Source organism: Nisaea sp. (assembly GCF_039990255.1).
GTDB lineage: Bacteria > Pseudomonadota > Alphaproteobacteria > Thalassobaculales > Thalassobaculaceae > Nisaea.
Map to the genome: position 1 here is coordinate 1342708 of NZ_JBDXGG010000018.1, position 26243 is coordinate 1368950.

The following is a 26243-nucleotide window of genomic DNA, read 5'->3' on the forward strand; positions in this document are numbered from 1 at the left end:
AGTCATGAGTCGGAATATGTGGATCCTAGCCGCAATTCTCTTGGTCGTCGTGTTTGCAACGATCTATCAGGAAGAAATTGGCGGTGGCGTCGACCGCCCCTGGACTGCCTGCAAGGAAAGTATGGTTCAGCAATGGCTTAGCGGTGATTGCACACCCAGAGATGGAGCACAAATCAAAATCCAACCTCAGGATTGAAGCGTGAAGAAAACGGTTGATCCATAGCAGAAAATGTAACGTTATAACATTTGTTCTAAATCCCGGTCTTCCCTCCCAGGAGCTTCGAAAATGATCCGACTTCCCCTTCTCTTCGCAGTTACGTTAACCGCGACGAGCACCCTGGCTACAGCCAGTGAAACGCGCCAAGCAGATGCACACGAACATGGCCATGGCCAACTCACCATAGCCATAGCGGGTGCTGAGGTTGAAATGGAAATTGAAATCCCGGGCATGGACATTGTCGGCTTCGAGCATGCACCGGAGACGGACGCACAGCACAAGGCATTCGATGCCGGAAAAGCCAAACTCACCGAAGGTGATGCTTTGTTCAGTGTCGTCGGCGAAGCCGGTTGTGCCCTCAAGGAAACCCATTTCCATGAGGAAGAAGATCATGACCATGACCACGATAAAAAATCATCTGAAGCAGAGCATGACGAAGAACATATGGAATTCCATGTGAGCTATCATTTCTCGTGCGAGGACACTGCCAAGATCTCCGGATTTTCCTTTCCTTTCTTCAAACAGTTTCCGAACAGCGAGGAGCTAGAAGTTCAAATTGTCTCGCCAAAAGGTCAGTTCCAGTTTGAGGTAAGCCCTGACGAACCGGCACTGACACTGAACTGAGCACCATGACCGAGCCCTCCGAACCATCGGAAACACCAACTGTCCTTCTGGAACACATTGCGTTCCAATGGCCAGGCAGCGCGTTCCGGTTCGGACTAGACCAGTTCAGAATTGAAAGGGCCGAGCGGGTTTTGCTGCTCGGCCCGTCCGGAGGCGGAAAATCTACTCTGCTCGGCCTGATTTCCGGGATCTCCCAACCACAGGAAGGCCGGATAGAAATTCTCGGAACAGATCTGACCAACCTCTCTTCGGCGCAACGCGACCGCTTCCGGGCGGAACATCTCGGCGTCATTTTTCAGATGTTCAACCTGCTGCCCTATGCGTCAGCCCTCGACAATGTCCGCATCGGCCTCAGTTTCGCCCCGCACCGAAGCCGCCGGGTCCGGGAACAGGAAACAGCCGAGGCTGCGGCTGCACGGCTCCTGAGCGCACTCGGCCTGCCGGAAAACATCCAGACGGGGCAACCCGCATCTCTGCTCAGTTCAGGTCAGCAGCAACGTGTAGCCGCTGCCAGGGCATTGATCGGCGACCCGGAACTCGTGATTGCAGACGAGCCGACCTCTGCTCTCGACGGAGAATCCCAGAAAGCCTTTCTCGATCTGGTTTTCAAACAACTGGACCGAAGCGGATCATCGCTTCTGATGGTCAGCCACGACGAACGATTGGCTGGCTGGTTCGACCGCGTGGTTCGCTTGACGGACATACAGCGTCACGAGGAAATACCCGATGCTGCTGCGTCTTAGCCTTCAATCACTGGCGAACCGGCGTTCAACGGCGCTGCTGACCATTCTCGCGCTCGCCATCAGTATCGCCCTCTTCCTTGGTGTGGAGCGGATCAGAACAGGCGCCCGGGCGAGCTTCGCGAACACCATCGCCGGAACCGATCTTATCGTCGGCGCGCGCAGCGGCAGCGTTCAATTATTGCTCTATTCGGTGTTCCGGATCGGCAATGCCACGAACAACATTACCTGGGAGAGCTACCGCGACATCGCCGACCAGCCGGAAGTAGCCTGGACTGTACCTATCTCGCTCGGTGACAGTCACCGCGGCTTCCGCGTCATGGGCACGACCGGCGCTTATTTCGATCATTACAAGTTTCGCGGTAATGCCCCGCTTACCTTCTCCGAGGGTGAACGTTTCGACGATCTTTTCGATGCCGTACTTGGCGCCGACGTGGCTGCGAATCTCGGCTACAAGGTCGGGGATCCGATTGTCGTGGCGCACGGTCTCGGTGCAGTCGGTTTCACGAAACATGAAGACATGCCGTTCCGTGTCGCCGGTATCCTCAACAAAACAGGCACGCCAGTTGACCGCACGGTCCATGTAAGTCTGAAAGCAATAGAAGCGATCCATGTCGATTGGCAAAGCGGCGCACGCAAGCCGGGCCAATCCACTGGTGCCGATGTGGTCCGGACTATGAATCTGACACCGAAGAGCATCACAGCGGTGTTGGTCGGTGTGACATCTAAGCTGAAGACCTTCCGTCTGCAGCGCCGGATCAACGAGTATCCGGAAGAACCCTTGCTCGCAGTCCTGCCCGGAGTTGCGCTGCAGGAGCTTTGGTCCCTGATCGGCGTCGCTGAGTCGGCGTTGGCCGGAATTTCAGGTATGGTGGTGCTCACAGCCATGATCGGCATGGTGGCGGCAATCCTGTCCAGTCTTTCGGAACGGCGACGGGAGATGGCAATCCTGAGAGCCGCAGGCGCGGGACCTTCAATAGTTGGGTGTCTGATGGTCCTGGAAGCTGGAACCCTTGCTCTCGCAGGTGCTCTTTTCGGAACCTTCCTGTTTCTTGCTGGACTCGCTATCGCTGGCCCGATTGTCGACAAAGCCTATGGGCTCTTCCTGCCTTTCTCGTTACCCTCCGCGAAAGAGCTTTTGATTTTGGGCGGCTTCGCTTGCGGTGGTATTCTTTCTGGACTTGTGCCCGCCGTCGGCGCCTACCGGATGTCCCTGGCTGATGGTATGACTGTCCGGCAATGAGGAGAGCGCTATGAAACATTTCGCATTCAGCCGCCGAGCCTCGCTGCGCATTGCGGCGGCCTCCGCCATGACATTTCTGGTAGGCCGCCATCCGGCTCTTGCCGCCGGTAAGCCCCGCGATATTCTCTGGGAAGACCTGCTTCCAGGCTTTGACAGTGCGCCTCAGCCAACGGATAAAAGCACGTCACTGTTCGATAATATCGGACCCGCTCCGGATCATAGTCGCGCCGCTCCGGCTTACAGCACCGTCGGGAAAGACGTTGTCAGAGAGCTTGCCGGAACCAATGTCAGGATTCCAGGATATATCATTCCTCTGGATTATAGCGGCGAAGGCGTGAACGAGCTCATCCTCGTGCCCTATGTCGGCGCCTGCATTCACGTCCCGCCGCCGCCGCCGAACCAGCTTATTCTTGTCAGGATCGCGCAATCCTATAATCCGCGCGAGATGTTCGAACCTGTTTATGTCTCCGGTGTGCTTGGTATCCTCGATGAGGAAACGGACTTGGCCGAAGTCGGCTACAGCCTTCAGGCTGACGCGATCACCCCATATGAATACTGAATTACCGGAATGACCCAATTGCGTATGTATTAATTCGCGTCCTAAACTCCCGCTTCGTTCGATTTTCCGTGGCCCCTCTCCTTCGCCACGGCCCACGGGAGAAAAATAGCCATGTCATCCATCGGCCAGATGCTGTCTTTCATCTACACGGATGACCTAGCGTCCGCCTCCGCATTTCTCGGAAAGACCCTCGGGTTTCGCCTCGCGCTCAATCAGAATGACCGATGTCATATCTTCGAAGTGGCGCCAAACGCCTTTCTTGGCGTTTGTACGAACCGCCCTCCTGCAGACGATCCGGCCGTAACGATCTCTTTTGTGTCAGACGATGTGGACGGTTTCTACGAATGCATGAAAGCAAAGGGCGTCGTCTTCGATGCCCCGCCCGCCTACAGCAAGACCTTCAACGTCTATTCAGCCTTTTTTCGGGGGATCGGTGCTTATCGTTTCGAGATCCAGGAATTCAGGGATTCCAGTTGGCCTTCCCCGGTCCGCTAAAGAATTTAGTCCAGGAGTATTGTTATGAGCCGCGATCTCGCAATGATGAGTGCGACCGATCTGGTCCAAGCCTATGCCGCCGGAACTATATCGCCGGTCGAAGTGGTGAAGGCATCATTAGTTGAGATCAGGAAGCACAACGAGACGTTCAATGCCTTTGTCCACATCGACGAGGGCACAACTCTAGCGGCCGCAAAAGCCTCGGAAGAGCGCTGGAAGGCAGGCACACCAATAGGCATCGTCGATGGTGTCCCGACCACGATCAAGGATTTGGCCGAAGTTAAAGGCTGGCCGGTCCGGCGCGGCTCCAGAACCAGCGATCCCAACTTCAGAAGTATAGCGGATTCCCCCTTTGTCGCCCGTCTGCGCGACCATGGCGCGGTCTTTATGGGCAAGACCACGACCCCGGAATATGGTTGGAAAGGCGTGACAGACAGCCCGCTCAGCGGCATTACGCGCAATCCCTGGAACCCGACAAAAACCCCAGGAGGCTCCTCCGGCGGTGCGGCCGTGGCGACGGCACTCGGCATGGGCGCGCTCAACCAAGGGACAGACGGCGGTGGCTCGATCCGTATTCCTGCGGCCTATACCGGTATCTTCGGGCTCAAGCCGACCTTTGGTCGCGTGCCGCAATATCCTGCGAGCGTGATGGGCACGGTATCACATGCAGGCCCGATGACACGGACGGTTGCCGACTCAGCCTTGATGCTTACCGTCATGAGTGGTCCTCATGTGATGGACTGGTACACAGCACCCGATGACGGCTGTGATTTCAGACAGCTCTCCGGAAAATCCGTTCGGGGCATGCGTATCGCTTACAGTCCTGATCTGGGTTTCGCCAAAGTCGACCGTGAGATTGCGGATCTGGTCGCAGCGGCGGTGAAACGCCTGGCCGAACTCGGCGCTCACATAGAGGAAGTCGATCTCGACTTTTCCTCCTCCGCCGAAACATTCAGACTTCACTGGTTTACCGGTGCCGCTAATGCCTACCGGAACCTCAGCCCCGAACAGCGTGAGATGCTCGATCCCGGGTTCGCTGAGGTCTGCCTGGAAGGATTGGAAATCACTCTCCCCGAATATCAGGATGGGATCCAGGCTAGGGAAAGACTGGGGCTTGAAGTCAATCAGTTGCTGGACCGCTATGACTTGTTGCTGACACCGGCAATGCCGACCGTGGCTTTCGACGCCGGACTTGAAGTTCCGGAAGGTTCGGGCATGCGACGCTGGACTGAATGGACCGCTTTCTCCTACCCGTTCAACCTGACCCAACATCCGGCGGCATCGGTTCCATGCGGGTTTACCGGCGAGGGTTTGCCTGCTGGGTTGCAAATAGTCGGACAAAAATATCGGGAAGATAAAGTGCTGCAGGCAAGTGCTGCTTATGAAGCTCTTTGTCCGTTCAAAATGCCAATCGCCGGCTGAAAACGCTCAACCACGAGCCTGTACAGATCGCGAAAAGAAGCGAATACTCATACTGGGACAGTGACCTAAATCACGATAGTGAGAGGTAGCTGAGATGCCTGACCTGAATCCGGACCAGACTAAAACCCTCTCTGAGGGCCTCTCAAGCATTCAGGGACAGGCCGAACGCTTACTTGGGGATGTCGGAAGACACTGTCGCCTCCCAAGTTGCCGACCTGCTGCATGAGCTTGCGGCCCTCCGTCTCCTCATCGGTCTGCCACAGGATAGAGACCGGCGGCGCCACCTGAGAGAGCCGCGCCGCGATATATCCATCTTCCGGATTGACGGCAAGGAAGTCGATTGCGCCATCGAGGACCTGTCAATCGGCGGCGCCTTTATCATCGCTGATTGGCCCGTCAAGCCGGACGCCGAAATTGAACTGAACATTCCGGAAGCCGGAAACGTGGCAGCTCGGGTCGTCTGCAGCACCGAAAACGGCGTCCATGTACAATTCGACAGCATCGGTGACCCGCAACTGATTGCCATCGCCAACAGTATGAGAGCGCATTACATCAAGTAATCCGGCGCCCGTTAAAATGCAGAACCCGGCGCTATGATGGCGAACCTGTCCGAGAGTCCCGCCAGACTGACTTCGTGCAGCATATCGGCATCAACGACCTTGCCGCCCGTGGGGCTCGGCAGATTACGGGTTGCGCAACCATCAGAGATCACCGCAGAACTCCAGCCAAGATCCAACGCCGCACGGGTGGTTGAGCTGACGCACATGTGGGTCATGAAACCGCCGATTATGAGCTTCTTCCGACCTGTAGCTTCAAGCACGGCCTGAAGATTGGTACCTGCGAAGGAATTCGGCAGCTTCTTGTCGACAATTTCCTCGCCCGCGTGCGGCTCCACCGCGTCGATGATGTCAAACCGGTCCGTCTCTGGATCGAACGCCCCGCCAGGGTTTCCCTTGTGGCGGACGTGGACGACCGGTGTACCTGCCGCCCGTGCTTTCGCTAGCACCGAGGCAAGCACATCCGCTGCGGGTGCCACACCCGGTAACGCCAGGGCACCGCTGACATATTCATTCTGGGCGTCAATCAGCAACAGAACAGCCTCCCCGAGGGCTGGCGGCGTGTTGGGCACGCCAGCCATCTGGAGAAGTGTTTTCGGCGTATCGCTCATTTTGGTTTTCTCCGGTTTGCGCACTTTAGCGCTTTAAGCAGCAAGCGGCCCCATGCCGCGGCGCAGGGCCTTGCCTGGACGTGCCCCCGTGTGGGCGCCTGCCCCCCAGACCATACGGCCATTCACGAACACACTTTCGATACCGCCGGACGGCGCTGTGGGGTTATCGAAATCGGCCCGATCGATCACAGTCTTCTCGTCGAACACGCAGATATCGGCAAAATCACCTTCGACGATACGGCCACGCCCCTTCAGACCAAACTTATCGGCGGAAAGTCCTGTCATGCGGCGCACCGCCTCTTCCAACGCGAACAACTCGAGATCGCGGCAATAGTGGCCCAGCACGCGCGGAAACGTGCCCCAGAGCCGAGGATGCGGGAATTCGTCATGGGGCAAACCATCAGAGCCAATCATGGCATGCTCGAACTTGAGAATGCACTGCACATCCTCCTCGCTCATGCTGAAATAGATCGCGCCGGCCGGTTGCAGCATTTCGGCAGCCTCGAAGACATCACAGCTGAATTCCTTGGCAATATCATCGAGCATACGTCCCGCCAGATCCGGACGCGCCTTCGACCAAGTGATTTTCACCTTCTCTGCAAGTGCAATTGCATCCGCCTTCAACACGGTCGAGGAAGCCGCATAAGGATAGATATCAAGGCCGATATCCTGGTGGTGCATGTGTTTCTCGATGCAGGCCAAGGTCTCGCAGCTGCGGCCAAAATTGTGTTTTCCCTGCACCTTGTGGTGCGAAACAATCACCGGAACGTCCGCCTCGCGGCCGATGGAGAAGGTTTCCTCAAGCGAGTCGATGACCTGATCTGACTCGTTCCGCATGTGCGTCACATAGCGAGCGCCGAAAGCTTTCAGACTGCGCGAAAGTTCAATTACCTCCTGAGTCGGCGCTTTCTGCGACGGTGCGTAGAAAAGGCCAGTGGAGAAACCGACGGCACCGGATTCCAGTCCTTCTTCCAGTAGACCGCGCATGGACTTGATTTCTTCGTTGGTCGCCGCCCGGTCGAGGCGATCCATAATGCCGACCCGGAGCGTCGAATGGCCGACGAGGAAAGCCGCGTTCACTGATGCCGGCGCCTGCTCGACGGCGCTCAGGAAGGAATCGAATGTGGCGAACTTGTACCAGTCAGCGTCCCCGATCAGATCGAGTGGCGGCGGTGGCACGTCGGTCACCAGCGGTGCGAGGCTGATGCCGCAATTGCCGACGACGACAGTCGTCACCCCCTGGCTGACCTTCATATCGAAATCGGGCTCGCACAGCAGCATACGGTCGTCATGGGTATGAACGTCGATGAAGCCCGGGGCAACGATGCGGTTGCTGACATCAATCCGTCGTCCAGCGTCCGATTCGGACAGATCACCGATGGCTGCAATCTGCTCATCCCGGATACCGACATCAGCACGCCGTCTCGGCGCTCCAGTGCCGTCGACGATATCGCCGCCTTCCAAAACGATATCGAACCCTGCTTCTGCCATTACCCGTTCCCCTCAGCCTAGGTATTTCCAGGCTAGATCGGACGAGGACGCGCGCATGAAGTCAATGGCCGCGGCGGAATTTATGCCGGAGCCCAGCAGCACAAGTAGGACAAACCTTGAGATTGGTGAAAGTCACGGCGTAGGCTCTGGGTCCCTCTCGAAGTGGATCACGACATGACTTCCAGCACGACCCGCCACGCGGATTACATCATCATTGGAGCCGGTATGGCGGGCGCGTCCTGCGCTTACTTTCTTGCGCCGCATGGTTCCGTCCTGCTGCTGGAGCGGGAAAGCCAACCCGGCTATCACACGACCGGACGCTCCGCTGCCCTTTATATCGAGAGCTATGGAAATGCTGCGATCCGCGCGTTGAACCGTGCTGGTAAGCCGTTTTTTCTGAACCCGCCGGAGGGCTTCGCCCAAGACCCGATACTGACCCCTCGCGGCTCACTGATTCTGGCCGAAGCAGATCAACTCGATGCACTGGCCGACATACATAAAGAACTGGCGGCAAACACGACCGGAATCGAGATCGTCGAGGGCACCCGCCTGCTGGAGCTATTCCCGGCTATCGATCCCGCCAAGACCGTGCGCGGCCTCTACGATCCGAGCGACATGGACATGGATGTCCATGCCCTCCATTGGGGCTTTATCCGCGGCATGCGCGCCAGTGGCGGAGAAATCGTGACAGACGCCGAAATCCAGGGGCTGACCCGGACTGCGGATGGCTGGACGGTCGAGACACGGGCCGGAACCTTCACTGCACCCGTTGTCATCAATGCCGGCGGCGCTTGGGCGGACGAGATCGGTAAGATGGCCGGCGCCAAGCCGATCGGGCTTATACCGAAACGGCGCACTGCCTTCACCTTCGATCCACCGGAAGGGATCAATCCGGATACATTGCCCGCAGTCGTGAACGTGAACGAGGACTGGTACATCAAACCGGAAGGCGGACGCTTCCTTGGCTCCCCCGCAGATGAGACCGCATCCATGCCGACGGATGCACAGCCTGAGGATCTCGACCTCGCTATCGCCGTCGACCGGATCGAGAATGCCACCACACTAAAGGTAGGGCGCTTTCACAGCCGTTGGGCGGGCCTCCGCTCCTTCGTCGAAGATAAATCCCCTGTGGTCGGTTTCGAGCCCGATCTGGATGGCTTCTTCTGGCTTGCTGGACAAGGCGGATACGGCATCCAGACTTCCGCCGCCATGGGAATGACGTCAGCCGCGCTGGCGCAAGGCAATCCCCTCCCCGATAAGGTCGCAGCCGAGGGACTCGCTATTGCCGATCTCGCTCCGGATCGCCCGTCGCTTGCAGATGCAGCCTACTTCACAGGTTCAGAATCCTGAGCGGGAAAATAATTTCTGCAGAACCGGGACAGAAAGACTAGGAATTCCTTGCGGACCGCAAAAAGAGGACCGAACTATGCAAATCGTTCCCAACGCTCTTTTGTGCTTTTGACAAGGAGCCATATGACGCCTAGAAACCGCGCTCCACTTGGATTTTAAACGGAACACCCGGCCCGATGGATCATCTCGACGCGCTGGAAGCGCAGAGTGTCTACATTCTGCGTGAAGCCTTTAACAAGTTCGACCGCATGGGCATGCTCTGGTCCCTCGGCAAGGATTCGAATGTCATGGTCTGGCTCGCCCGCAAGGCGTTCCTGGGCCATGTCCCGTTCCCGCTGATGTTCTGTGACACCGGAAAGAAATTTCCGGAGATGTACGACTTCCAGAAGAAGTACTCCGCCGAGTGGGGTGTGAACCTTATCGTCCGAGACTGCCCGCCGATCGAGGAGATCGATCCGACGCTGCCTCCGGCCACGCGCTCCGCCGCCCGTAAGACCGAAGCACTGAAGCGTCTCATCGCCGAGCAGGACATGCAGGCCGTGGTCGCCGGTATTCGCCGGGACGAAGAAGCGACCCGCGCCAAGGAACGCGTCTTCAGTCCACGCGGAACGAATGCCGAATGGGATTTCCGAGATCAGCCGCCGGAATTCTGGGACCAGTTCAAGACGGATTTTGCGCCCGGCACCCACATCCGGATCCATCCGATCCTGCATTGGACCGAGCTGGACATCTGGCGCTATATCCAGCGAGAGAACATTCCGATCGTCGATCTGTATTTCTCGAAAAACGGCAAACGCTACCGCTCTCTTGGCGATCAGGACATCACGAACCCGATCGAGAGCGAGGCGGCGACAATCGAAGAGATCATTGCTGAACTCGAAGGAACCACCATCGCCGAACGGAGCGGCCGCGCCATGGACCACGAGGCGGAAGACGCCTTCGAACGGCTCCGTACCGCAGGCTATATGTAAGAACCTTTGCCGCACTTGACCGGTCACGAGAATTAAAAATGCACGTTTCTTCTGAAATTCCTCCTCTTAAGCTCGTCGTCGTCGGACATGTCGATCATGGCAAGTCGACCCTGATCGGGCGCCTCCTGCACGAGACAAACTCGCTGCCGGACGGCAAGGCCGAGGCTGTCATCGCCATGTCCGAACGGCGCGGCATGCCGGTCGAATGGGCCTTCGTGCTAGACGCCCTGCAGGCGGAGCGCGACCAGGGGATCACCATCGACACGACACAGATCTTCTTCAATACGGAGAATCGCAATTATGTCATCATCGATGCGCCCGGTCACAAGGAATTCCTGAAGAATATGGTTTCCGGTGCGGCATTGTCGGATGCGGCCGTGCTGGTGATCGACGCCAAGGACGGCATGCAGGAGCAATCCCGGCGGCACGGCTATATCCTGCACCTGCTCGGGGTACGGCAGGTTGCGGTCGTCATCAACAAGATGGATCTCGCGGACTATCGCGAGGAACGTTTCCAGGAACTCACCAACGAAGTCCGGAATTATCTGTCCGAGTTGGGCCTCGAGGCTTCCGCCATCATCCCAGTCTCCGCCCGTGAGGGACAGGGACTGATCACCGAGCCGGACAAAATGCCCTGGTACCGAGGCCCTTCCCTCGTCCAGGTGCTCGACAACTTCACGCCTCCGGTGCTGCCTACAGAGCGGCCGCTGCGCTTTCCGGTGCAGGATGTCTATAAGTTCGATGAGCGACGGATCATCGCAGGCCGGATCGAGAGCGGCCGCATCCACACAGGCGACACGATCCTGATATCCCCGTCCAACAAGACAGTGACGGTCAAAAGCATAGAGAGCTGGAGCACCAAGGAAACAGCAATCAGCGCTTCGGCCGGTCAGTCGGTCGGTATCACGCTCAGCGAGCAGCTTTTCATCGAGCGCGGCCAGATGATCAGCCACGAGTCCAATGCTCCGTTCGAAACCAATGTATTCCGTGCCCGGATCTTCTGGCTCGGCCACAATCCGCTGGAAGTCGGCAAGCGCTACAAACTGAAGCTCGCCACCAACGAGCAGATTGTCGAGGTCCAGTCGATCGAGACCGTGATCGATGTCGAGAACCTGACGACCGGCATGGGTGACCGGCTGGAGCGCAACGCCATTGGAGAGGTGACGCTCCGCGCCCGCGCCATGCTGGCGCTTGATGAATTCTCCGACAATCCGAAAACAGGACGCTTCGTCCTCGTCGACGGGTACGACACAGTCGGCGGCGGCACGATCTTCATGGAAGGCTACCCGGACCAGCGCACCCGCACCGACGTGCGCTCGACCAACATCACAGCAGTCGAGCACCGGGTGACACCGGAGTTGCGCGCCAATGCCAACGGACATGAGGGTGGAATTCTCTGGCTGACCGGCCTTTCCGGCGCAGGCAAGTCAACCATCGCGATTGAACTGGAACAGCAGCTCTTCGCCAAAGGCTATCAGGTGTATGTGCTGGACGGAGATAATGTCCGCTTCGGGCTATCCTCCGATCTCGGCTTTGCCCCGGAAGACCGGGTGGAGAACATCCGCCGCGTCGGCGAGGTAGCCAAACTCTTCGCCAGCGCAGGCGTGCTGGTCATCACGGCCTTCATCTCACCTTACCGTGCCGACCGCGACCGAGCCCGCTCTATCGCCCCGGATATGTTCCACGAGGTCTATATCGCGGCCGATGTTGCGACCTGCGAAGGACGAGATCCGAAAGGCCTTTACAAGAAGGCCCGAGCTGGCGAAATCAAGGAATTTACGGGCGTTTCAGCGCCCTATGAGGAACCTGTAACGCCGGAAGTCACGGTCGAGACAGCGGATCGGACAGTGAATGAATCCGTCGCCGAACTGATGGCCTATGTGGAAGAGAATTTCAGCATGGTGAAGCGGAACGGCGGTCGCTAAAGATGCCGCCCGCGCTCTAGAATCTCCAGCATGTACTCCCGATAGGTCATGCCGAGTTCTTTCGCACGCTTGAGCCGGCGCTGCAGGATCAGGCGGTCCGGCGGCGGCTCCCACGCCTTGGCAACGGCTTTGCGCCAGTATTTGAGATGGTAGGCATTGCTCAGAGGTGGCCCCATATTGTGACCGATGCCAATGGGCGCTCTTTTGCGCAGGCCGACCAGCGCGGAAACCTTGTGCCGTTGTATGCGATTCATAGACGTATGGAATTCATTGAGGCGTGATCCGATAGGCACAACGACGTGCGCCCGCAAGAATGTGATCGGTCCGCTCTACCACGCAATCCGGTCCGAGAACATCTTGAAAAAGCTCCAGTTCGGCTCGGCATATGCCTTGGCATTCCGTTGCTGCCGCACAGATCGGGCAGTGGTTCTCAATGAGAAGGAACGAGCCGTTTTCCGCCTCCGACCAATCGGCCATATAGCCTTCCCGTTCCCGCATTGCGGTCAGCCGATCGAGCCTGTCCGTGAGACTTGCAGCTTCATCGGTTTGAGCCCTGTAGGCATTCAGGGTTTCAACCCGTCGCTTCTCGATCAAACGGTCGAGCCCAGCATCCCCGAACAGCTCTCGGACGGACTGCAGGAGCTCAACGGTCAGCTGTGCGTGATTGTCTGGAAACCTAGCGTGTCCTGTCTCGGTCAGCATCCAGTACCGCTTCGGCCGTCCCCGCCCTTGGCGCCGGTCCTCAGGCTCGACAAAACCGGCATCAGCGAGTTTCGCCAGATGCTGGCGAGCCGCTTCCCCGGTCATCGAGAAATGCGCTCCGAGTTCTCCGATGGTCTGCGGACCTCGGGTTTTCAGTTGGAACAGGATGCGATCAGCGGCGCGGTCATTCATATCGGTTTTCCAAGACGTTACCAGTCTTTATCAAGAAAACGCTTGGTTTGGAAAGGCAGGATCGAGAAATCACTTCAGTCAATCAGATTCTCAAGGCTTTCCAGACGGTCCGCCTCTTCCGACGGTTTATCCCAGCGGATACGATGAAAGCGCGGAAACCGCATGGCGACCCCGCTCTTGTGCCGAGATGAGCGGTGCACGCTGTCGAAAGCAACCTCGACAACAAGTGAATGCGTCACCTCTCTAACAGGCCCGAACCGGTTCACCGTGTTATCGCGCACCCACTTATCCAGCTTTTTCAGTTCCTCGTCGGTAAATCCGGAATAGGCTTTGCCGACCGGAACGAGTTCCGGCCCCGCCTCCCCGTCCCGCCAGGCACCGAACGTATAGTCCGAATAGAATGACGAGCGCCGACCGTGACCACGCTGGGCATACATAATGACTGTATCCACGGTGAGCGCATCCCGTTTCCACTTGAACCAAGGCCCTTTAGGTCGCCCGGCTTGATAAACGCTGTCCCGATGCTTCAGCATCAGCCCCTCGATCTGCTCGCCACGGCATCCGGCCCTTAGCGCCTCAAGCGCTTCCACACTGTCGAACAAGACCAGCTCCGACAGGTCCATGCGTTCTGGCTGTTCACGATCCCAGAAGGCACCCAGCCGTGTGCGCCGTTCTTCAAAACCGAGACCACGCAGATCCTGAATACCGTCGAACAGGATGTCGTATAGCCGAACATGGGCTGGATGCTGTTGCAGCATCTTTGCGGTCACACGCTTTCGATTAAGGCGCTGTTGCAGATCGTTGAAGGGAGCGACTTCGCCCTCCCGGACTACCAGCAGCTCGCCATCGAGAACACCTTCGAACGTCATAGAATCAACGATATCTGGAAAGGCTGCAGAAATATCGTCGCCAGTCCGGGAATATAGCCGTCTCTCGCCGCCTCGGGCCGCAAGCTGAACCCTTATCCCGTCCCACTTCCATTCCGCCGCATAGTCCGCAAGATCCAGCTTCTCCAGCTCCAGTTGCTCCAGCGGATTGGCCAGCATCAGAGGACGGAAAACAGCGCGGTCACTCATGTCCGGACGGGGCGCCCGCCCCTCCAGCCAGGCGAACAGCGCCTCATAGGGCAGCTCCAGCCCGTGCCATATTTCTTCTATTTCGTCCGCTGATGTCCCGAAAGCATCCCCTAGCGCTGTCTTGGCGAGACGCGAGGAAACCCCGACCCTCAGCCCGCCGGTGACCAGCTTCAGCAAGGCCCAGCGTCCGGTCGCATCAAGCGTGTCGAGCCAGTGTTCAAGCTGCTCACCCGCTTCAGCCGTCTTAAGACCTGCAAGCTGACCAGGAATCTCTCCCAAGCGAGGCGGGGCCGCATTTGTTGGCCGCTCGGGCCAGATCAACGCCACGGTCTCTGCAAGATCGCCGACGAAGTCATATGACCAGCCAAATAGCTCCGGATCGACGCGCTGCATGCCCAATTGCCGTATCAGGGCAGGTCTCGCGCTTTTAAGATCCAGTGCGCCAGCCAGAGCCGCAAGAGCGATGCCCCGGTCCGGGTCGGACGCATGCGTGAAATAATCCGCCATCAACTTCAGTTTGACAGTGCGTTGCGGCGCGTAGAGCAACCGGTCGAGGAGGTAGGAGAAACGCTTCATCAGCCTTCCTCCTCATATCCTATGAGCCGGAGCGCCTGAGCCTCCATACCTTTCAGACCTGCGGCATGAACCAGGGCTTCTTCGCGGCCGTGTGTTACCCAGACCTCTGGCGCTCCGACATCGTCCAGCGTCGCCAGTAATTCATCCCAGTCGGCATGATCCGAAATCACTAGCGGAAGCTCGACACCGCCCTGCTTCGCCCGCTGTTTCACCCGCATCCAGCCAGACGCCATACAGATCACAGGGTCCGGCAGTCGGCGGGCCCATCGGTCGACGATGGAAGATGGTGGTGCCAGCACGATCTCACCCTTCAACGCATTGCGTGGCTGGCCTTTCTCGCCCGCAGTGGCGGGCAGCAGTTCACCAAGATCCACACCATGCTCCTGATAAAGTGCGCAGAGAGGCAGTAACGCACCATGGAGATAAAGCGGGCGGTCATATCCCGCAGCCCGGATCAGCGATATCAGGCGTTGTGCCTTGCCAAGGGAATAAGTTCCGATCACATGGCAGCGCTCCGGAAACAGCGCATGCGAATGCATCAGTGTTGCTATTTCATGGCGGTCCTCCGGATGCCGAAAAACCGGCAGACCAAACGTCGCTTCGGTGATGAAAACATCGCAGGGCACCGGCTCGAAACCGGTGCATGTCAGATCGGGTCGGCGTTTATAATCACCGGAAACGACGACCCTTTCGCCCCTGTATTCCAGGACGACCTGCGCACTGCCAAGCACATGCCCTGCCGGCATCAACGAGACCGTCACGCCATTGATGGTGATCTTCTCTCCAAAGCGGAGGGCTTGGCTGCTCTTGAACGGCATCTCGCCATAGCGGACCCGCATAATGGCGAGCGTCTCGGCTGTGGCAGCGACAGCGCCGTGCCCTGGACGGGCATGGTCCGCGTGGCCGTGGGTGATTATCGCACGATCAACCGCGCGGGTCGGATCGACATGAAAGCCGCCCGGCTCGACATGCAGGCCTTCCGGCCTGACCCTAATCCAGCTTGCCCTGCGCGCGGCTTTGGCCATTCCTACTCGATATTGTCCGTACGTGCCTGCTTACCCAGATAGCCGCCGTGATGACGAAGTCCATATTCGTGCCGCGAGACGCCCTTGCGCTCCATCAGCACCAATGCCAGCGCATCGCTGACAGCGGACATGACGGCCATACTCGCCGACGGTGTAAGCCCCAACGGACACGGTTCTTTCACCGCGCCCATATCGACGATCACGTCCGACAAGTCCCGCAGGCCACTATCAGGATGCGAGGTGATACCGATCACCTTGCCGGCGTCGACATGACGACTGAGTTCGATGAATTCCAGCACTTCTCTGGTCTTGCCACTGGTCGAGAACGCAACGATGCAATCCCCTGGCGCGACCATGCCCAAATCGCCATGTGCGGCCTCACTCGGATGAATGAAGAAGGCCGGTGATGCCGTGGAGCTCAGGATCGCCGCAAATTTATGAGCAATGAAACCCGCCTTGCCCATACCGGTCGTGATGATTTTGCCCGGCGTACCCTGGAGAATATCCAGCGCCTTCTCATAGCTTTCATCGACCTTGATCGCGTTGATGGCTGCGGCTTCCGCATCCAGAATCATCTTGATGCGGGAAGTGATGTCGGAACTGTTCAAGGGAGCCTCGAAATATCAGGTTTTCCAGATGCCGGAACTTAGCCGACCGCTGGATGAGACTCCAGCCTCACGACGCAGTGTTTCTTTCATCAGCCTTCATGCTGCAGGCCTATTCGTGATCAGTTGGCGTTAATTCAATGCTGCATTGCAACATTTTCAATTCGCGCTCTCGTGACGATCTTCTACACAAGATCGCAAGATGTTGTTGCCCGAACAGGAGCTGTACATGTTCACTGAAAAAACCAAACGACCCCGGGTCTATTTTTCTGACACACAGCGCAAATGGTCGACTTTGCAGGCTGCCTCAGCTCAGGAAATGATCGACGGCTTAGCACGTCACAACGATGCAACCGATACAGAAAGTCAAACTGCATCGGCAGACCAGAAAGCCGCCTGACAGTATTGCGACTGCGAACATAAAATTCGAATAAGACTAAAACAGTTTCTCCGGCTTTTTGTTCCCCGGCCCGATCCCACGGTTAGCGCAGCCTCAGGGTTGGATTACTGGATAGCACGGCCTACTCTTCGCTGGCTCCACCCGGAGCATATATTCAGCGTTCGAAGAGGCCCCCCAATGCCCGAACCCGTTGTTCTGCTTTCTAAAGACACACGCGGTGTTGCTACCGTTACGATCAACCGACCCGAGGTAAACAACGCCTATAACGGCGACGTCATCCAGGGGCTTATCGATGCTTTCGGCGACTGTGCCGCGGATGACGCAGTCCGTGTCGTGGTACTCAGGGGTAACGGTAAGCATTTCCAGGCCGGCGCCGATCTGAAATGGCTGAACACCATCGGCGCACTCTCTCCGGAAGAAAATGTCGAAGTTTCGCGTCGCACGGCTTCTGCCGTCTGCGGCTTAAACGATTTTCCGAAACCGACCGTGGCATTGGTGCATGGCGGTTGTTTCGGGGGCGGTGTCGGTATCGTGGCTGCCTGTGATGTTGTGATTGCAAGCAAGGATGCGATTTTCGCCATTACCGAAGCCCGCTGGGGTGTGATGGCAGGGATAATCGTGCCTCACCTGAACGCCGCCATGGGGCCGCGCAATGTCCGCCGCTACGCCCTTACCTGCGAGCGGTTCAAGGCTGCGAAGGCAGCAGAAATGGGGTTAGTGCATGAAGTCTGCGCGACCAGCACACTCGACGAGGCCGCAGCACCTGTGATCGACCAGCTGCTGCTTTCAGCACCTGAGGCGATGACACAGACCAAACAGGTCATCTTGGAACACGCCAACATCGCGCTTGAAGATGCCTATTTTGAACGATTGGTCGCGCAGCACGCGGCAAAACGCCAATCGGATGAAGCCTCCGAAGGCCTGACAAGTTTCGCAGAGAAACGTGAGCCGTCCTGGTATCCAGGAGCGACCTGAGAAGTCACATTCTAAACTTGGCAGGGTTCGATCCCCGGTGGGGTTCCGTTTGGGTGGTTGATTCTTACATAGCTGACAGTTTTATCTTTTTTTTATCATGGGTAGTAGCGTATGTTGGCCATAACGTCGTAGCCAAGTACACAACAGTCCATCGCAACCGGATTGAGCGCGGAGTAAATGAAGACATTCCTTACCCACCTCGCTTTATCGACTGACAGCGACCTACCTCCCACAGCCATAACGTGACCCTTTCCAAAGTGAGCGCCACACCCTCAAACGAGGTTGAGCCCCTGTCCTGGCGTGTGGATACGGATAGACAATTGCTGTTTATTGATCTGGCGTCAGGCTTTACAGATTACGACCTGACAAAGCATATTCCGACAATTTGGAAAGAAAATCCGGACATCATCTGGTTCAACGTGGTTGTCGATCAACACCGCAATGACGAAACAAACAACTGGAGCTGGAACGGGCTGCTCACTATCGCCCAGGAATGGCAGGCATACGCACAAGGCAGGAACTCTGGCAAACATGTCGCCATCGTCACCGAGAATTACTGGATCACTCAGCTTGTAAACAAAGCCTTAGGCCCGATCTTTCCAGGCAGCACATTCAAGTGCTTCAAGGATCATGCGGAAGCAACGGCATGGGCCCTCACTGGCCCTCGGCCGGAAATGCAATAGCCGCTTGCTGTAATCCCGCTCAGCGACCACTTTTGGACCATGCTGGATAAAGCCGCTCAGTCCCGACCCGATATGACAGGCCTGCCAAAAACTTTCCGAGACTGGTTTGCCGGAAAAAACTGGCACCCGCACCAGCACCAGCTTGAAATGCTGGAAGCTGCACGTATGGGCAAACATGCCTTGCTGATCGCGCCAACCGGAGGCGGTAAAACCCTCGCAGGTTTCCTTTCGAGCCTGGTTGAGTTGGCCGAATCACCTTATGACGGTCTGCACACGCTTTATATCTCGCCGTTGAAAGCCCTTGCTGTCGATATCCATCGCAATCTGACGCAGCCGATCGCGGAAATGGCCCTGCCGGTGACGGCGGAAACCCGAACCGGCGATACTCCTCAAGCTAAAAAGCAACGCCAGCGTCGCAACCCGCCCAACATCCTGCTGACAACACCGGAAAGCCTCGCCCTGCTGCTTTCCTATACCGACGCGCCGAAGATCTTCCGCCGTCTGCGCACCATTGTCATCGATGAGCTGCATGCATTGGCCCCCAACAAGCGCGGGGAGCTCCTGTCGCTCGGCCTAGCCCGCCTGGCTAAACTCGCACCGGAAGCACGCCGCGTCGGGCTCTCGGCCACTGTCGCTTATCCCGACGCACTGGAAGCCTATCTATCTCCTACCGGCCGGACGGGAAGCGGGATGGTTGAATGCGTCACGGGTGGCGGTGCGGTCGCAGCCAATGTGAGGATCATGATCGGGCGTGGGCATTTTCCCTGGTCCGGCCATATGGGCAGCTACGCGGTCGAGGATATCTACGAGCAGATCTGCTGTGCCGCGACCACGTTGGTCTTCGTCAACACACGGGCGCAGGCTGAGATCCTGTTCCAGGCGCTCTGGAAGATCAACGAGCAGAACTTGCCAATCGCTTTGCATCATGGCTCGCTCGCAGCGGAGCAACGGCGCAAGGTCGAAGCTGTCATGTCGAAAGGCGGATTGCGGGCAGTCGTCGCGACCTCATCCCTCGATCTCGGGATCGACTGGGCGGCGGTCGATCTGGTCATTCAGGTGGGCGCGCCAAAAGGCTCCTCTCGCCTGCTACAGCGGATCGGACGTGCCAATCACCGGCTCGACCAGCCTAGTCGCGCCATCCTGATTCCAGCGAACCGATTCGAGGTGCTGGAATGCCAGGCGGCCATTGATGCAGTAAACGAGATGACCCTCGATGGAGAGTTGCCGAGCGAAGGCACTCTCGACGTACTAGCACAACATATTCTCGGCACAGCATGTGCCGGCCTGTTTCATCCGGATCAGCTTTATGAAGAAATCCTTACCGCTGCGCCATATGCAGATCTTAGCCGGGAGGATTTCGATGCGGTTCTTCGTTTTGTCACGGATGGCGGATACGCCTTGCGGACCTACGACCGGTTCCGCCGCTTACGGCCGACGCCCGACGGATTGCTGACCGTTGTCAATCAGCGAGTCGCCCGATCCTACAGAATGAATGTCGGCACCATTGTCGAGGCGATCACGCTTAAAGTCCGGATGCGCCGTGGGCGCTTCCTTGGCGAGATAGAGGAATATTTTGTCCAGGGCCTGACGCCTGGCGACACCTTTCTGTTTGCGGGCCAACTCCTGAAATTCGAGGGCGTCCGCGAAACAATTGTCGAGGTCAGCCCGGGCAAGGGAGATGATCCGGAAATTCCGGCGTATATGGGCGGCCGCCTGCCCTTCACTACGCACCTGTCTGACCGGGTGCGCGCCATGCTTGAGGATGACCGGAACTGGCCGACATTGCCCGCCCCCGTCGAGGACTGGTTGCGCATGCAGCAATGGCGCTCGGTCATGCCGAAAAAGGACAGGCTTCTGGTTGAAGTGTTTCCGCGAGGCGGGAAATTCTATCTTGTCGCTTATTGCTTCGCCGGACGGAACGCGCACCAGACTCTTGGCATGCTGCTGACACGGCGGATGGAACGGGCGGGTCTCGATCCGCTCGGTTTCGTTGCCAGTGATTATGTGATTGCCATCTGGGGACTGAAGGAGCCAACGACGGAAGATGTCGCCGCCATTTTCGATCAAGACATGCTGGGCGACGATCTTGAGGAGTGGATGGCGGAGTCGACGCTACTGAAGCGCACATTCCGCAACGTTGCGGTGATTGCCGGTCTAATCGAACGCAAGCTGCCGGGGCACGAGAAGACGGGCCGGCAAGTCACTTTCAATGCCGACCTGATTTATGACGTACTCCGCAGCCATGAGCCAGATCATGTCCTACTCCGCGCCACGCGCGCTGACGCGGCACGCGGCCTGACGGACATCCGCCGTCTGGCCGAGCTTCTGGTCCAGGTGCATGGTAAAATTGACGTCAGGCACCTCGACAAGGTCTCACCACTCGCGGTGCCGATTCTTCTTGAGATCGGCAAAGAACAGGTCTACGGCGGCGCACTCGACACCCTATTGGAGGAAGCGGAAGCCAACCTGGTCAACGAAGCGACCGGCGGTCAAATGCAGGCAAATCTGCCGATCTAGCCAGACGCGTTAATTCACGACGATGGTCGGCGTCCCACCATACATTTCAGAGATGATGGTCTGGGCATGCGCGATCATTTTGGAATTCTCGGTGCCTTTAATGGAAAAAACATTCGCACCGCTTGATCGGGAAAAAGAGACGTAATTCTGAAGGCCGTAGTTTGTAAGAAAAATAGATTCGTAGTTCATATTATCCGTGCGTGATCATGATAGTTGGCAGAAAGCTTAAGGAAGTGGCGGATCAAATTTGATCGAACGCGACCTGCTGTCTGGGTAAATAAGGGCGATCAGAAACCGCCCCTATTTCTATAAATCAGTACTTTAGTCGACGATCTTTACATTTTCGGCAGACGATTTACCGCCCTGACCGGGAACCAGATCGAACGAGACCTTCTGGCCTTCGCTGACGCTATTAATGCCTGCACGCTCAAGAGCGGAAATGTGCAAAAAAGCGTCTTTAGACCCATCTTCCGGCTCGATGAAGCCGTAGCCTTTGGTTGCGTTGAACCATTTTACGGTACCAATGGTCATGACTTTTCCTTTCACGACAAATGAAGCGATCCGAAGCCCAATGCGCCGGACCTAGGGTAACGCTCAAAATATCGGAGAAGGAACTTGGTCGTCGGCGAAGCGGCGAGGCAGTCTTTTAACAGCGAATTCTAAACGCTACAGACACATAGGACCTATATACGCAATCGCAAGTTATTTTACGTCGCAATCCCCTGTTTTCATCATTTTGAAACATTCACCTCCTCAGCCAAACAGAGGTCCAGGGCGCGACTACACATTGTGTATTGTTCGGTTTGACCGTTGACCCGGTTCCTTGGATCGGCCAAAGCAACGCCATGACTTCTGAACCGCTGCACCTCAATACCGTCTCCCTTCTCGCAGATCTCACCGGCGCCTTGTTCTGGCCGGACCGGTCATTGCTCATTGTCTCCGATCTGCATCTGGAGAAAGGGTCGAGCTTCGCCGCAAAAGGCATTCATCTGCCGCCTTACGATACCGCCGTCACACTGAAACGGCTGAAAAAGGTCTGCGATCGTTACAGGCCTGAATCCGTGATTTGCCTCGGTGACAATTTTCACGACACCGGTGGGCCGGAGCGGATGGGAAAAGCCGACCGAGACACTCTTGAAAACCTGGTTGCCGCGCATGATTGGCGCTGGATCACCGGCAACCACGATCCTGAACTGCCCGATGACCTTCCCGGACGATGCATGACAGAAGAAACCGTTGGCGCCCTCACCTTTCGCCACGAGGCTTCTCGGCACATGGTAAGTGGCGAGATCAGCGGTCATTATCATCCGTCGGCACAAATACGGACCCGGCAGCGCTATTTGAGCGGTCGCTGTTTTGCTCACAACGGTGACAAGCTGATTATGCCGGCCTTCGGCGCATTAACTGGCGGCCTAACGGTTCGTGACGCAGCCATTCGCGCCGTCCTGGGCCACCAATTCGATGTTCTCTTCCTTGGGCCTAAACGGATCTATCGGTTTCCGACAGACGGACTTTGCTGAACGGAAGTGATCCGAGTCTGGAACGGGCCCGTATTTCACTTTGAATGTTTTACGGATGGTAGCGTGACCGAACGACCGATAATTCTCTGGTTTCGCCAGGATCTCCGGCTCGGCGACAATCCCGCCCTTGCGGCAGCGGTTGCGTCTGGAGCCCCAATCCTTCCAGTTTTCGTTCTCGATGAGGAAACGCCGGGCAAATGGTCACCGGGCGGAGCATCCCGCTGGTGGCTGCATCAGAGCCTATATGCACTCGGACAAAGCCTTGCCGCCATAGACTGCCCGCTGCTGTTGCGGCGCGGCACTGGGGCAGAAGTCATCCGTTCGCTCGTTGCGGAAACCGATGCACGCGCCGTTTATTGGAACAGGTGCTACGAGCCTTTCGCCATCCTCCGCGATACCGCGCTGAAAAACGCGCTTAAGGATGATGACGTCGAGGTCGAGAGTTTCAATGCGGCGCTTCTGTTCGAACCCTGGCAGGTAAAGACCAAATCCGGAACACCGCCGAAGGTTTATTCGCCCTACTGGCGGGCCATTCGCCTTCTCGGCGACCCGGAACCGGAAGGCGCCGCACCCGAGAAGATCTCGCGTCTCAGAGAAATTCCGGCAGGCGATCGGATTGAAGACTGGCACTTGCAGCCGAGCCAGCCCGACTGGGCGTCCGGTTTCCCGGCGCTCTGGCTGCCGGGTGAGCAGAGCGCGCTCAACAAGCTTGACCGGTTTCTGGAAAACGCCCTTGAAGACTATAAAACCGGCCGAGATTTCCCTTCAAAGCCTCTTGTCTCGCGCCTCTCTCCGCATCTTCATTTCGGTGAAATTGGCCCGCGCCAAGTTTGGCACCGCACAGTCGCGCATTGCATCACGACAGGTCGCGATCCTTTCACGGGGTCGACGGAGCATTTCCTCAAAGAACTGGTCTGGCGTGAATTCTCTCACGCTCAGCTTTATTACAACCCTACCCTACCGGACGCCTGCCTGCGGCCGGAATATGAGGGCTTTCCGTGGATCGGATCGGAAAAACCTTTGCGGGCGTGGCAGCGCGGACAAACTGGCATTCCGATTGTCGATGCGGGCATGCGGGAGCTTTGGCAAACCGGCTACATGCACAACCGGGTGCGGATGATTTGCGCATCCTTCCTGGTGAAACATCTGATGGTGGACTGGCGCGCGGGCGAGGCATGGTTCTGGGATACGCTGGTAGATGCCGACCTCGCGAGTAACGCCGCTTCCTGGCAATGGGTCGCCGGCTCCGGCGCCGATGCAGCGCCGTACTTCCGAATATTCAACCCCGTTCTGCAAGGCGAAAAATTCGATAAACACGGTGAATATACGCGCCACTGGGTCCCGGAGCTTTCAAATGTTCCTGACCGATACCTGCACAAACCCTGGGAGGCGCCGGAGAATTCGGCACCGGATTATAACTCGCCTATCGTTGATCTCGCTTTCGGCCGCGCCAGAGCACTTACAGCGTTCAAACGGCTGAATGAGGGACTTCCCTCCGACATCGCCGCGTGCGCTTAACCACACGAGATATGCTGCATAGTCAGCACGATAATGATTAGAGTTTTCCCTGGGGGCATTGGAATGCGCATAGCTGTAATCGGAAGCGGTATCGCCGGTTTTAGCGCGGCTTGGTTATTATCTTCGCGCTATCAGGTTACCGTGTACGAGGCGAACGACAGGCTTGGCGGGCACAGCAACACTGTTTCCGTTGATTATGACGATCGGCAGATCCCGGTCGATACCGGCTTCATCGTCTACAACGAAGCGACCTACCCAAACCTGATTAGCATGTTCGGTGCCCTCGATGTGCCGACGAAGCTCAGCGATATGTCATTCAGTGTTTCTGTCGATAACGGTGCACTCGAATATGAAGGCTCACTCAAGGGACTCTTTGCGCAACCGACCAACCTCCTAAAACCGAGCTACTACAAAATGCTGGCCGATGTAGCGCGGTTCTTCGCCGCCGCCCCTCGACTGCTTGAGGAAGAAAGCGATCCGGGCCTCACCCTCGGCGACTTCCTGAAACGTGAAGGTTATGGTGACGGTTTTCTCTACGATCATCTGTTGCCGATGGGTGCCGCGATCTGGTCATGTCCGGTCGAAACCATGTTGGCTTTCCCGGCACGCAGCTTTGTCCGCTTTTTCGTCAACCACGGCCTGCTTAAACATACCAATCGGCCTCAGTGGTTCACTGTCGACGGCGGATCCCGCTCTTATGTAATGCGGCTCGCCGCGGAAATTGAGCAGCGCGGTGGCAAAATCCGGACGAGCACCCCCGTTCGCAGCATCCGCCGCCTTGAGGCCGGCGTCATGATCGGGGAACCGGACGGCTCAGAAACCTTTTATGATCAGGTCGTCATTGGCGCCCACGGCGACGAGGCCCTCGCCATGCTGAGTGACGCCAGCGATGCGGAACGCGCTTTGCTCGGCTGCTTCAGTTATCAGGACAATGTCGCGGTGCTGCACAGAGACCCACGCCTTATGCCGAAACGTCGTCAGGCTTGGGCGTCCTGGAACTATCTTTCGGAAGGCCGACGCGATATGGACCGCGCGGTCGCGCTGACATACTGGATGAACCGACTGCAGGGTATCAACGAGGAATTTCCGCTCTTCGTGACAATGAACCCGCTCGAGGAGCCCGACCCTGCGCTTGAGTTTGCGCGTTTCAACTACACCCATCCGGTTTTCGATAGTGCAGCCATCCGGGCGCAGGGCGAGCTAGTGCCAATTCAGGGCGTTCGTGACACTTGGTTCTGCGGCAGCTATTGCGGATACGGATTCCATGAAGATGGGTTGAAGGCAGCGATTGCCGTCACCCGTAGTCTTGGCGTTGTGCCTCCATGGGAAACCGAGGTCGTTCCGGCAAGCCAGCACTGGCTCAATCTAAACGGAGCGGATGCCCCCGCACAGGCTGCGGGTGACGACTGAGATGGAAGTATCCGGAGATAACGAGACGGCCTTACTGGCAAAATCCTGCCTCTATAGGGGCATGGTCACGCACGCGCGTTTGATCCCCTTCCGGCACCGCTTTGCCTATAGGGTTTTCTCCATGCTACTGGATTTGGGAGAGATCGATTCACTCGCCAACAGGCTTAATTTGTTCTCCCATAACCGCTTCAATTTGTTCTCATTCTTCGACAAAGACCACGCCTCACGCGACGGCAGACCGGTCAGTGAATGGATCAGCCATCAGCTTCAACACGCGGGCTATGATCAACATAAAGGAAGAGTCTTAGTACATTGTTTTCCCAGAATTCTTGGATATGTGTTCAACCCGCTTTCTATCTATTTCTGTCACCATCGAGACGGCCATCTGCAGGCGATCCTGTATGAGGTGAAAAACACGTTCGGCCAGCAACACTGCTACCTCATTCCGGTCGCACCGGACCAGCGGGACGGTGCACCGATCCGGCAGAGCTGCAACAAGAGTTTCTATGTCTCTCCCTTCATGGAAATGACCGCGACCTATCGCTTCCGACTGAAAGAACCCGGCGAAAAGCTTTCTATCCTTATCCGGCAAGAAACGCCGGAAGGAGAAACCCTCGTCGCGACCCACACGGGAGTCAGAGAGGCAATATCAGACAAGGCTCTCCTCAAGATGGCCCTGCTGTATCCGCTTCTCACAGCCAAGGTCGTTGCAGGCATCCATTGGGAAGCCTTGAAGCTTTGGATCAAGGGAGCAGTCTTCCACAAACGACCTGCGGCTCCGGAACAGCCGATATCCGTCATAGATAAATCATCCACTGGGCCACGTGCTGCGTAAGTCG

General features: G+C 57.3%; 26 protein-coding genes. 18 read left to right on the top strand and 8 right to left on the bottom strand.

Annotated elements, in window-relative coordinates:
- The first annotated feature begins 286 nt into the window (after positions 1 to 286).
- The 7 genes from ABJ076_RS16615 to ABJ076_RS16645 all read left to right on the top strand — a co-directional run bounded on the left by ABJ076_RS16615 (position 287) and on the right by ABJ076_RS16645 (position 5860).
- Positions 287 to 841 (top strand): DUF2796 domain-containing protein, encoded by a 555-nt coding sequence (locus ABJ076_RS16615; protein WP_348185336.1) that lies wholly within the window; start codon positions 287 to 289, stop codon positions 839 to 841.
- A 5-nt stretch (positions 842 to 846) separates the two neighbouring features.
- The gene (locus ABJ076_RS16620; protein WP_348185339.1) at positions 847 to 1584 is read left to right on the top strand and encodes an ATP-binding cassette domain-containing protein; all 738 of its coding nucleotides are present in this window, start codon (positions 847 to 849) and stop codon (positions 1582 to 1584) included.
- The gene (locus ABJ076_RS16625) at positions 1568 to 2824 is read left to right on the top strand and encodes an ABC transporter permease (protein ID WP_348185341.1); all 1257 of its coding nucleotides are present in this window, start codon (positions 1568 to 1570) and stop codon (positions 2822 to 2824) included. The genes ABJ076_RS16620 and ABJ076_RS16625 overlap by 17 nt, the downstream gene beginning before the upstream one ends.
- A 10-nt stretch (positions 2825 to 2834) precedes the next feature.
- A complete protein-coding gene (locus ABJ076_RS16630) occupies positions 2835 to 3383 on the top strand; it encodes a DUF3299 domain-containing protein (RefSeq protein ID WP_348185343.1) in 549 nt (182 codons plus the stop codon).
- 111 nt (positions 3384 to 3494) lie between these two features.
- Positions 3495 to 3878, top strand: a complete 384-nt coding sequence (locus ABJ076_RS16635) for a VOC family protein (RefSeq protein ID WP_348185346.1) — start codon at positions 3495 to 3497, stop codon at positions 3876 to 3878.
- A 24-nt stretch (positions 3879 to 3902) separates the two neighbouring features.
- Positions 3903 to 5300, top strand: coding sequence for an amidase (locus ABJ076_RS16640; protein WP_348185348.1), 1398 nt, complete (start codon positions 3903 to 3905; stop codon positions 5298 to 5300).
- A gap of 179 nt (positions 5301 to 5479) precedes the next feature.
- Entirely contained in the window at positions 5480 to 5860 is a 381-nt protein-coding gene (locus ABJ076_RS16645) for a PilZ domain-containing protein (protein ID WP_348185350.1), read from the top strand.
- Positions 5861 to 5871: 11 nt separating this feature from the next.
- On the opposite strand, the gene ABJ076_RS16650 is transcribed toward ABJ076_RS16645, so the two are convergent.
- Together ABJ076_RS16650 and ABJ076_RS16655 are read right to left on the bottom strand one after the other, a co-directional pair.
- Positions 5872 to 6468 carry a cysteine hydrolase family protein gene (locus ABJ076_RS16650; protein ID WP_348185353.1) on the bottom strand — a complete coding sequence of 199 codons (597 nt, stop codon included), beginning with the start codon at positions 6466 to 6468 and terminating at the stop codon, positions 5872 to 5874.
- A 33-nt stretch (positions 6469 to 6501) separates the two neighbouring features.
- Positions 6502 to 7959, bottom strand: coding sequence for a D-aminoacylase (locus ABJ076_RS16655; RefSeq protein WP_348185356.1), 1458 nt, complete (start codon positions 7957 to 7959; stop codon positions 6502 to 6504).
- Between the two features lie 174 nt (positions 7960 to 8133).
- Here ABJ076_RS16655 and ABJ076_RS16660 point away from each other — a divergent pair, with 174 nt between their 5' ends.
- The 3 genes from ABJ076_RS16660 to cysC all read left to right on the top strand — a co-directional run bounded on the left by ABJ076_RS16660 (position 8134) and on the right by cysC (position 12205).
- Complete coding sequence (locus ABJ076_RS16660) at positions 8134 to 9309, top strand: FAD-binding oxidoreductase (protein ID WP_348185359.1); 1176 nt, start codon at positions 8134 to 8136, stop codon at positions 9307 to 9309.
- Between the two features lie 176 nt (positions 9310 to 9485).
- The gene (cysD, locus tag ABJ076_RS16665) at positions 9486 to 10280 is read left to right on the top strand and encodes a sulfate adenylyltransferase subunit CysD (RefSeq protein ID WP_348185362.1); all 795 of its coding nucleotides are present in this window, start codon (positions 9486 to 9488) and stop codon (positions 10278 to 10280) included.
- Positions 10281 to 10318: 38 nt separating this feature from the next.
- Positions 10319 to 12205, top strand: coding sequence for an adenylyl-sulfate kinase (gene cysC, locus ABJ076_RS16670; RefSeq protein ID WP_348185364.1), 1887 nt, complete (start codon positions 10319 to 10321; stop codon positions 12203 to 12205).
- On the opposite strand, the gene ABJ076_RS16675 is transcribed toward cysC, so the two are convergent.
- The 5 genes from ABJ076_RS16675 to ABJ076_RS16695 form a co-directional block, all read right to left on the bottom strand.
- Positions 12202 to 12459, bottom strand: a complete 258-nt coding sequence (locus ABJ076_RS16675; protein WP_348185367.1) for a hypothetical protein — start codon at positions 12457 to 12459, stop codon at positions 12202 to 12204. The genes cysC and ABJ076_RS16675 overlap by 4 nt on opposite strands.
- Before the next feature lie 13 nt (positions 12460 to 12472).
- Positions 12473 to 13099 carry a metalloregulator ArsR/SmtB family transcription factor gene (locus ABJ076_RS16680; protein ID WP_348185370.1) on the bottom strand — a complete coding sequence of 209 codons (627 nt, stop codon included), beginning with the start codon at positions 13097 to 13099 and terminating at the stop codon, positions 12473 to 12475.
- Between the two features lie 74 nt (positions 13100 to 13173).
- Complete coding sequence (locus ABJ076_RS16685) at positions 13174 to 14751, bottom strand: cisplatin damage response ATP-dependent DNA ligase (protein WP_348185372.1); 1578 nt, start codon at positions 14749 to 14751, stop codon at positions 13174 to 13176.
- On the bottom strand, positions 14751 to 15776 hold the full coding sequence (locus ABJ076_RS16690; protein WP_348185375.1) for a ligase-associated DNA damage response exonuclease: 1026 nt from the start codon (positions 15774 to 15776) through the stop codon (positions 14751 to 14753). The genes ABJ076_RS16685 and ABJ076_RS16690 overlap by 1 nt, the downstream gene beginning before the upstream one ends.
- Before the next feature lie 2 nt (positions 15777 to 15778).
- Positions 15779 to 16384, bottom strand: coding sequence for an SIS domain-containing protein (locus ABJ076_RS16695; protein ID WP_348185377.1), 606 nt, complete (start codon positions 16382 to 16384; stop codon positions 15779 to 15781).
- Positions 16385 to 16610: 226 nt separating this feature from the next.
- Here ABJ076_RS16695 and ABJ076_RS16700 point away from each other — a divergent pair, with 226 nt between their 5' ends.
- The 4 genes from ABJ076_RS16700 (at position 16611) to ABJ076_RS16715 (ending at position 20956) form a co-directional block, all read left to right on the top strand.
- Positions 16611 to 16781, top strand: coding sequence for a hypothetical protein (locus ABJ076_RS16700; protein ID WP_348185379.1), 171 nt, complete (start codon positions 16611 to 16613; stop codon positions 16779 to 16781).
- Between the two features lie 177 nt (positions 16782 to 16958).
- Positions 16959 to 17756 (top strand): enoyl-CoA hydratase-related protein, encoded by a 798-nt coding sequence (locus ABJ076_RS16705; RefSeq protein WP_348185382.1) that lies wholly within the window; start codon positions 16959 to 16961, stop codon positions 17754 to 17756.
- Positions 17757 to 17998: 242 nt separating this feature from the next.
- Complete coding sequence (locus ABJ076_RS16710; protein ID WP_348198032.1) at positions 17999 to 18439, top strand: STAS/SEC14 domain-containing protein; 441 nt, start codon at positions 17999 to 18001, stop codon at positions 18437 to 18439.
- Positions 18440 to 18511: 72 nt separating this feature from the next.
- Positions 18512 to 20956 (top strand): ligase-associated DNA damage response DEXH box helicase, encoded by a 2445-nt coding sequence (locus ABJ076_RS16715; RefSeq protein ID WP_348185932.1) that lies wholly within the window; start codon positions 18512 to 18514, stop codon positions 20954 to 20956.
- Positions 20957 to 21277: 321 nt separating this feature from the next.
- On the opposite strand, the gene ABJ076_RS16720 is transcribed toward ABJ076_RS16715, so the two are convergent.
- Positions 21278 to 21487: a cold-shock protein gene (locus ABJ076_RS16720; protein WP_348185389.1), complete on the bottom strand. Its 210-nt coding sequence runs from the start codon at positions 21485 to 21487 to the stop codon at positions 21278 to 21280.
- A 314-nt stretch (positions 21488 to 21801) separates the two neighbouring features.
- Between ABJ076_RS16720 and pdeM the strand changes: the two genes are divergently transcribed.
- From pdeM to ABJ076_RS16740, 4 genes are all read left to right on the top strand, one after another.
- On the top strand, positions 21802 to 22476 hold the full coding sequence (gene pdeM, locus ABJ076_RS16725) for a ligase-associated DNA damage response endonuclease PdeM (RefSeq protein ID WP_348185392.1): 675 nt from the start codon (positions 21802 to 21804) through the stop codon (positions 22474 to 22476).
- A 63-nt stretch (positions 22477 to 22539) separates the two neighbouring features.
- On the top strand, positions 22540 to 23994 hold the full coding sequence (locus ABJ076_RS16730) for a deoxyribodipyrimidine photo-lyase (protein WP_348185394.1): 1455 nt from the start codon (positions 22540 to 22542) through the stop codon (positions 23992 to 23994).
- A gap of 63 nt (positions 23995 to 24057) precedes the next feature.
- Complete coding sequence (locus ABJ076_RS16735; protein ID WP_348185397.1) at positions 24058 to 25404, top strand: FAD-dependent oxidoreductase; 1347 nt, start codon at positions 24058 to 24060, stop codon at positions 25402 to 25404.
- A 61-nt stretch (positions 25405 to 25465) separates the two neighbouring features.
- Positions 25466 to 26239, top strand: coding sequence for a DUF1365 domain-containing protein (locus tag ABJ076_RS16740; RefSeq protein ID WP_348208911.1), 774 nt, complete (start codon positions 25466 to 25468; stop codon positions 26237 to 26239).
- The last annotated feature ends 4 nt before the right edge of the window (positions 26240 to 26243 follow it).

Bases quoted from the DNA above. Each gene is read 5' to 3' on its own strand.
- ABJ076_RS16615 (WP_348185336.1), top strand. From the start codon at position 287: ATGATCCGACTTCCCCTTCTCTTCGCAGTTACGTTAACCGCGACGAGC.
- ABJ076_RS16620 (WP_348185339.1), top strand. From the start codon at position 847: ATGACCGAGCCCTCCGAACCATCGGAAACACCAACTGTCCTTCTGGAA.
- ABJ076_RS16625 (WP_348185341.1), top strand. From the start codon at position 1,568: ATGCTGCTGCGTCTTAGCCTTCAATCACTGGCGAACCGGCGTTCAACG.
- ABJ076_RS16630 (WP_348185343.1), top strand. From the start codon at position 2,835: ATGAAACATTTCGCATTCAGCCGCCGAGCCTCGCTGCGCATTGCGGCG.
- ABJ076_RS16635 (WP_348185346.1), top strand. From the start codon at position 3,495: ATGTCATCCATCGGCCAGATGCTGTCTTTCATCTACACGGATGACCTA.
- ABJ076_RS16640 (WP_348185348.1), top strand. From the start codon at position 3,903: ATGAGCCGCGATCTCGCAATGATGAGTGCGACCGATCTGGTCCAAGCC.
- ABJ076_RS16645 (WP_348185350.1), top strand. From the start codon at position 5,480: ATGTCGGAAGACACTGTCGCCTCCCAAGTTGCCGACCTGCTGCATGAG.
- ABJ076_RS16650 (WP_348185353.1), bottom strand. From the start codon at position 6,468: ATGAGCGATACGCCGAAAACACTTCTCCAGATGGCTGGCGTGCCCAAC.
- ABJ076_RS16655 (WP_348185356.1), bottom strand. From the start codon at position 7,959: ATGGCAGAAGCAGGGTTCGATATCGTTTTGGAAGGCGGCGATATCGTC.
- ABJ076_RS16660 (WP_348185359.1), top strand. From the start codon at position 8,134: ATGACTTCCAGCACGACCCGCCACGCGGATTACATCATCATTGGAGCC.
- cysD (WP_348185362.1), top strand. From the start codon at position 9,486: ATGGATCATCTCGACGCGCTGGAAGCGCAGAGTGTCTACATTCTGCGT.
- cysC (WP_348185364.1), top strand. From the start codon at position 10,319: ATGCACGTTTCTTCTGAAATTCCTCCTCTTAAGCTCGTCGTCGTCGGA.
- ABJ076_RS16675 (WP_348185367.1), bottom strand. From the start codon at position 12,459: ATGAATCGCATACAACGGCACAAGGTTTCCGCGCTGGTCGGCCTGCGC.
- ABJ076_RS16680 (WP_348185370.1), bottom strand. From the start codon at position 13,099: ATGAATGACCGCGCCGCTGATCGCATCCTGTTCCAACTGAAAACCCGA.
- ABJ076_RS16685 (WP_348185372.1), bottom strand. From the start codon at position 14,751: ATGAAGCGTTTCTCCTACCTCCTCGACCGGTTGCTCTACGCGCCGCAA.
- ABJ076_RS16690 (WP_348185375.1), bottom strand. From the start codon at position 15,776: ATGGCCAAAGCCGCGCGCAGGGCAAGCTGGATTAGGGTCAGGCCGGAA.
- ABJ076_RS16700 (WP_348185379.1), top strand. From the start codon at position 16,611: ATGTTCACTGAAAAAACCAAACGACCCCGGGTCTATTTTTCTGACACA.
- ABJ076_RS16705 (WP_348185382.1), top strand. From the start codon at position 16,959: ATGCCCGAACCCGTTGTTCTGCTTTCTAAAGACACACGCGGTGTTGCT.
- ABJ076_RS16715 (WP_348185932.1), top strand. From the start codon at position 18,512: ATGACAGGCCTGCCAAAAACTTTCCGAGACTGGTTTGCCGGAAAAAAC.
- ABJ076_RS16720 (WP_348185389.1), bottom strand. From the start codon at position 21,487: ATGACCATTGGTACCGTAAAATGGTTCAACGCAACCAAAGGCTACGGC.
- pdeM (WP_348185392.1), top strand. From the start codon at position 21,802: ATGACTTCTGAACCGCTGCACCTCAATACCGTCTCCCTTCTCGCAGAT.
- ABJ076_RS16735 (WP_348185397.1), top strand. From the start codon at position 24,058: ATGCGCATAGCTGTAATCGGAAGCGGTATCGCCGGTTTTAGCGCGGCT.
- ABJ076_RS16740 (WP_348208911.1), top strand. From the start codon at position 25,466: ATGGTCACGCACGCGCGTTTGATCCCCTTCCGGCACCGCTTTGCCTAT.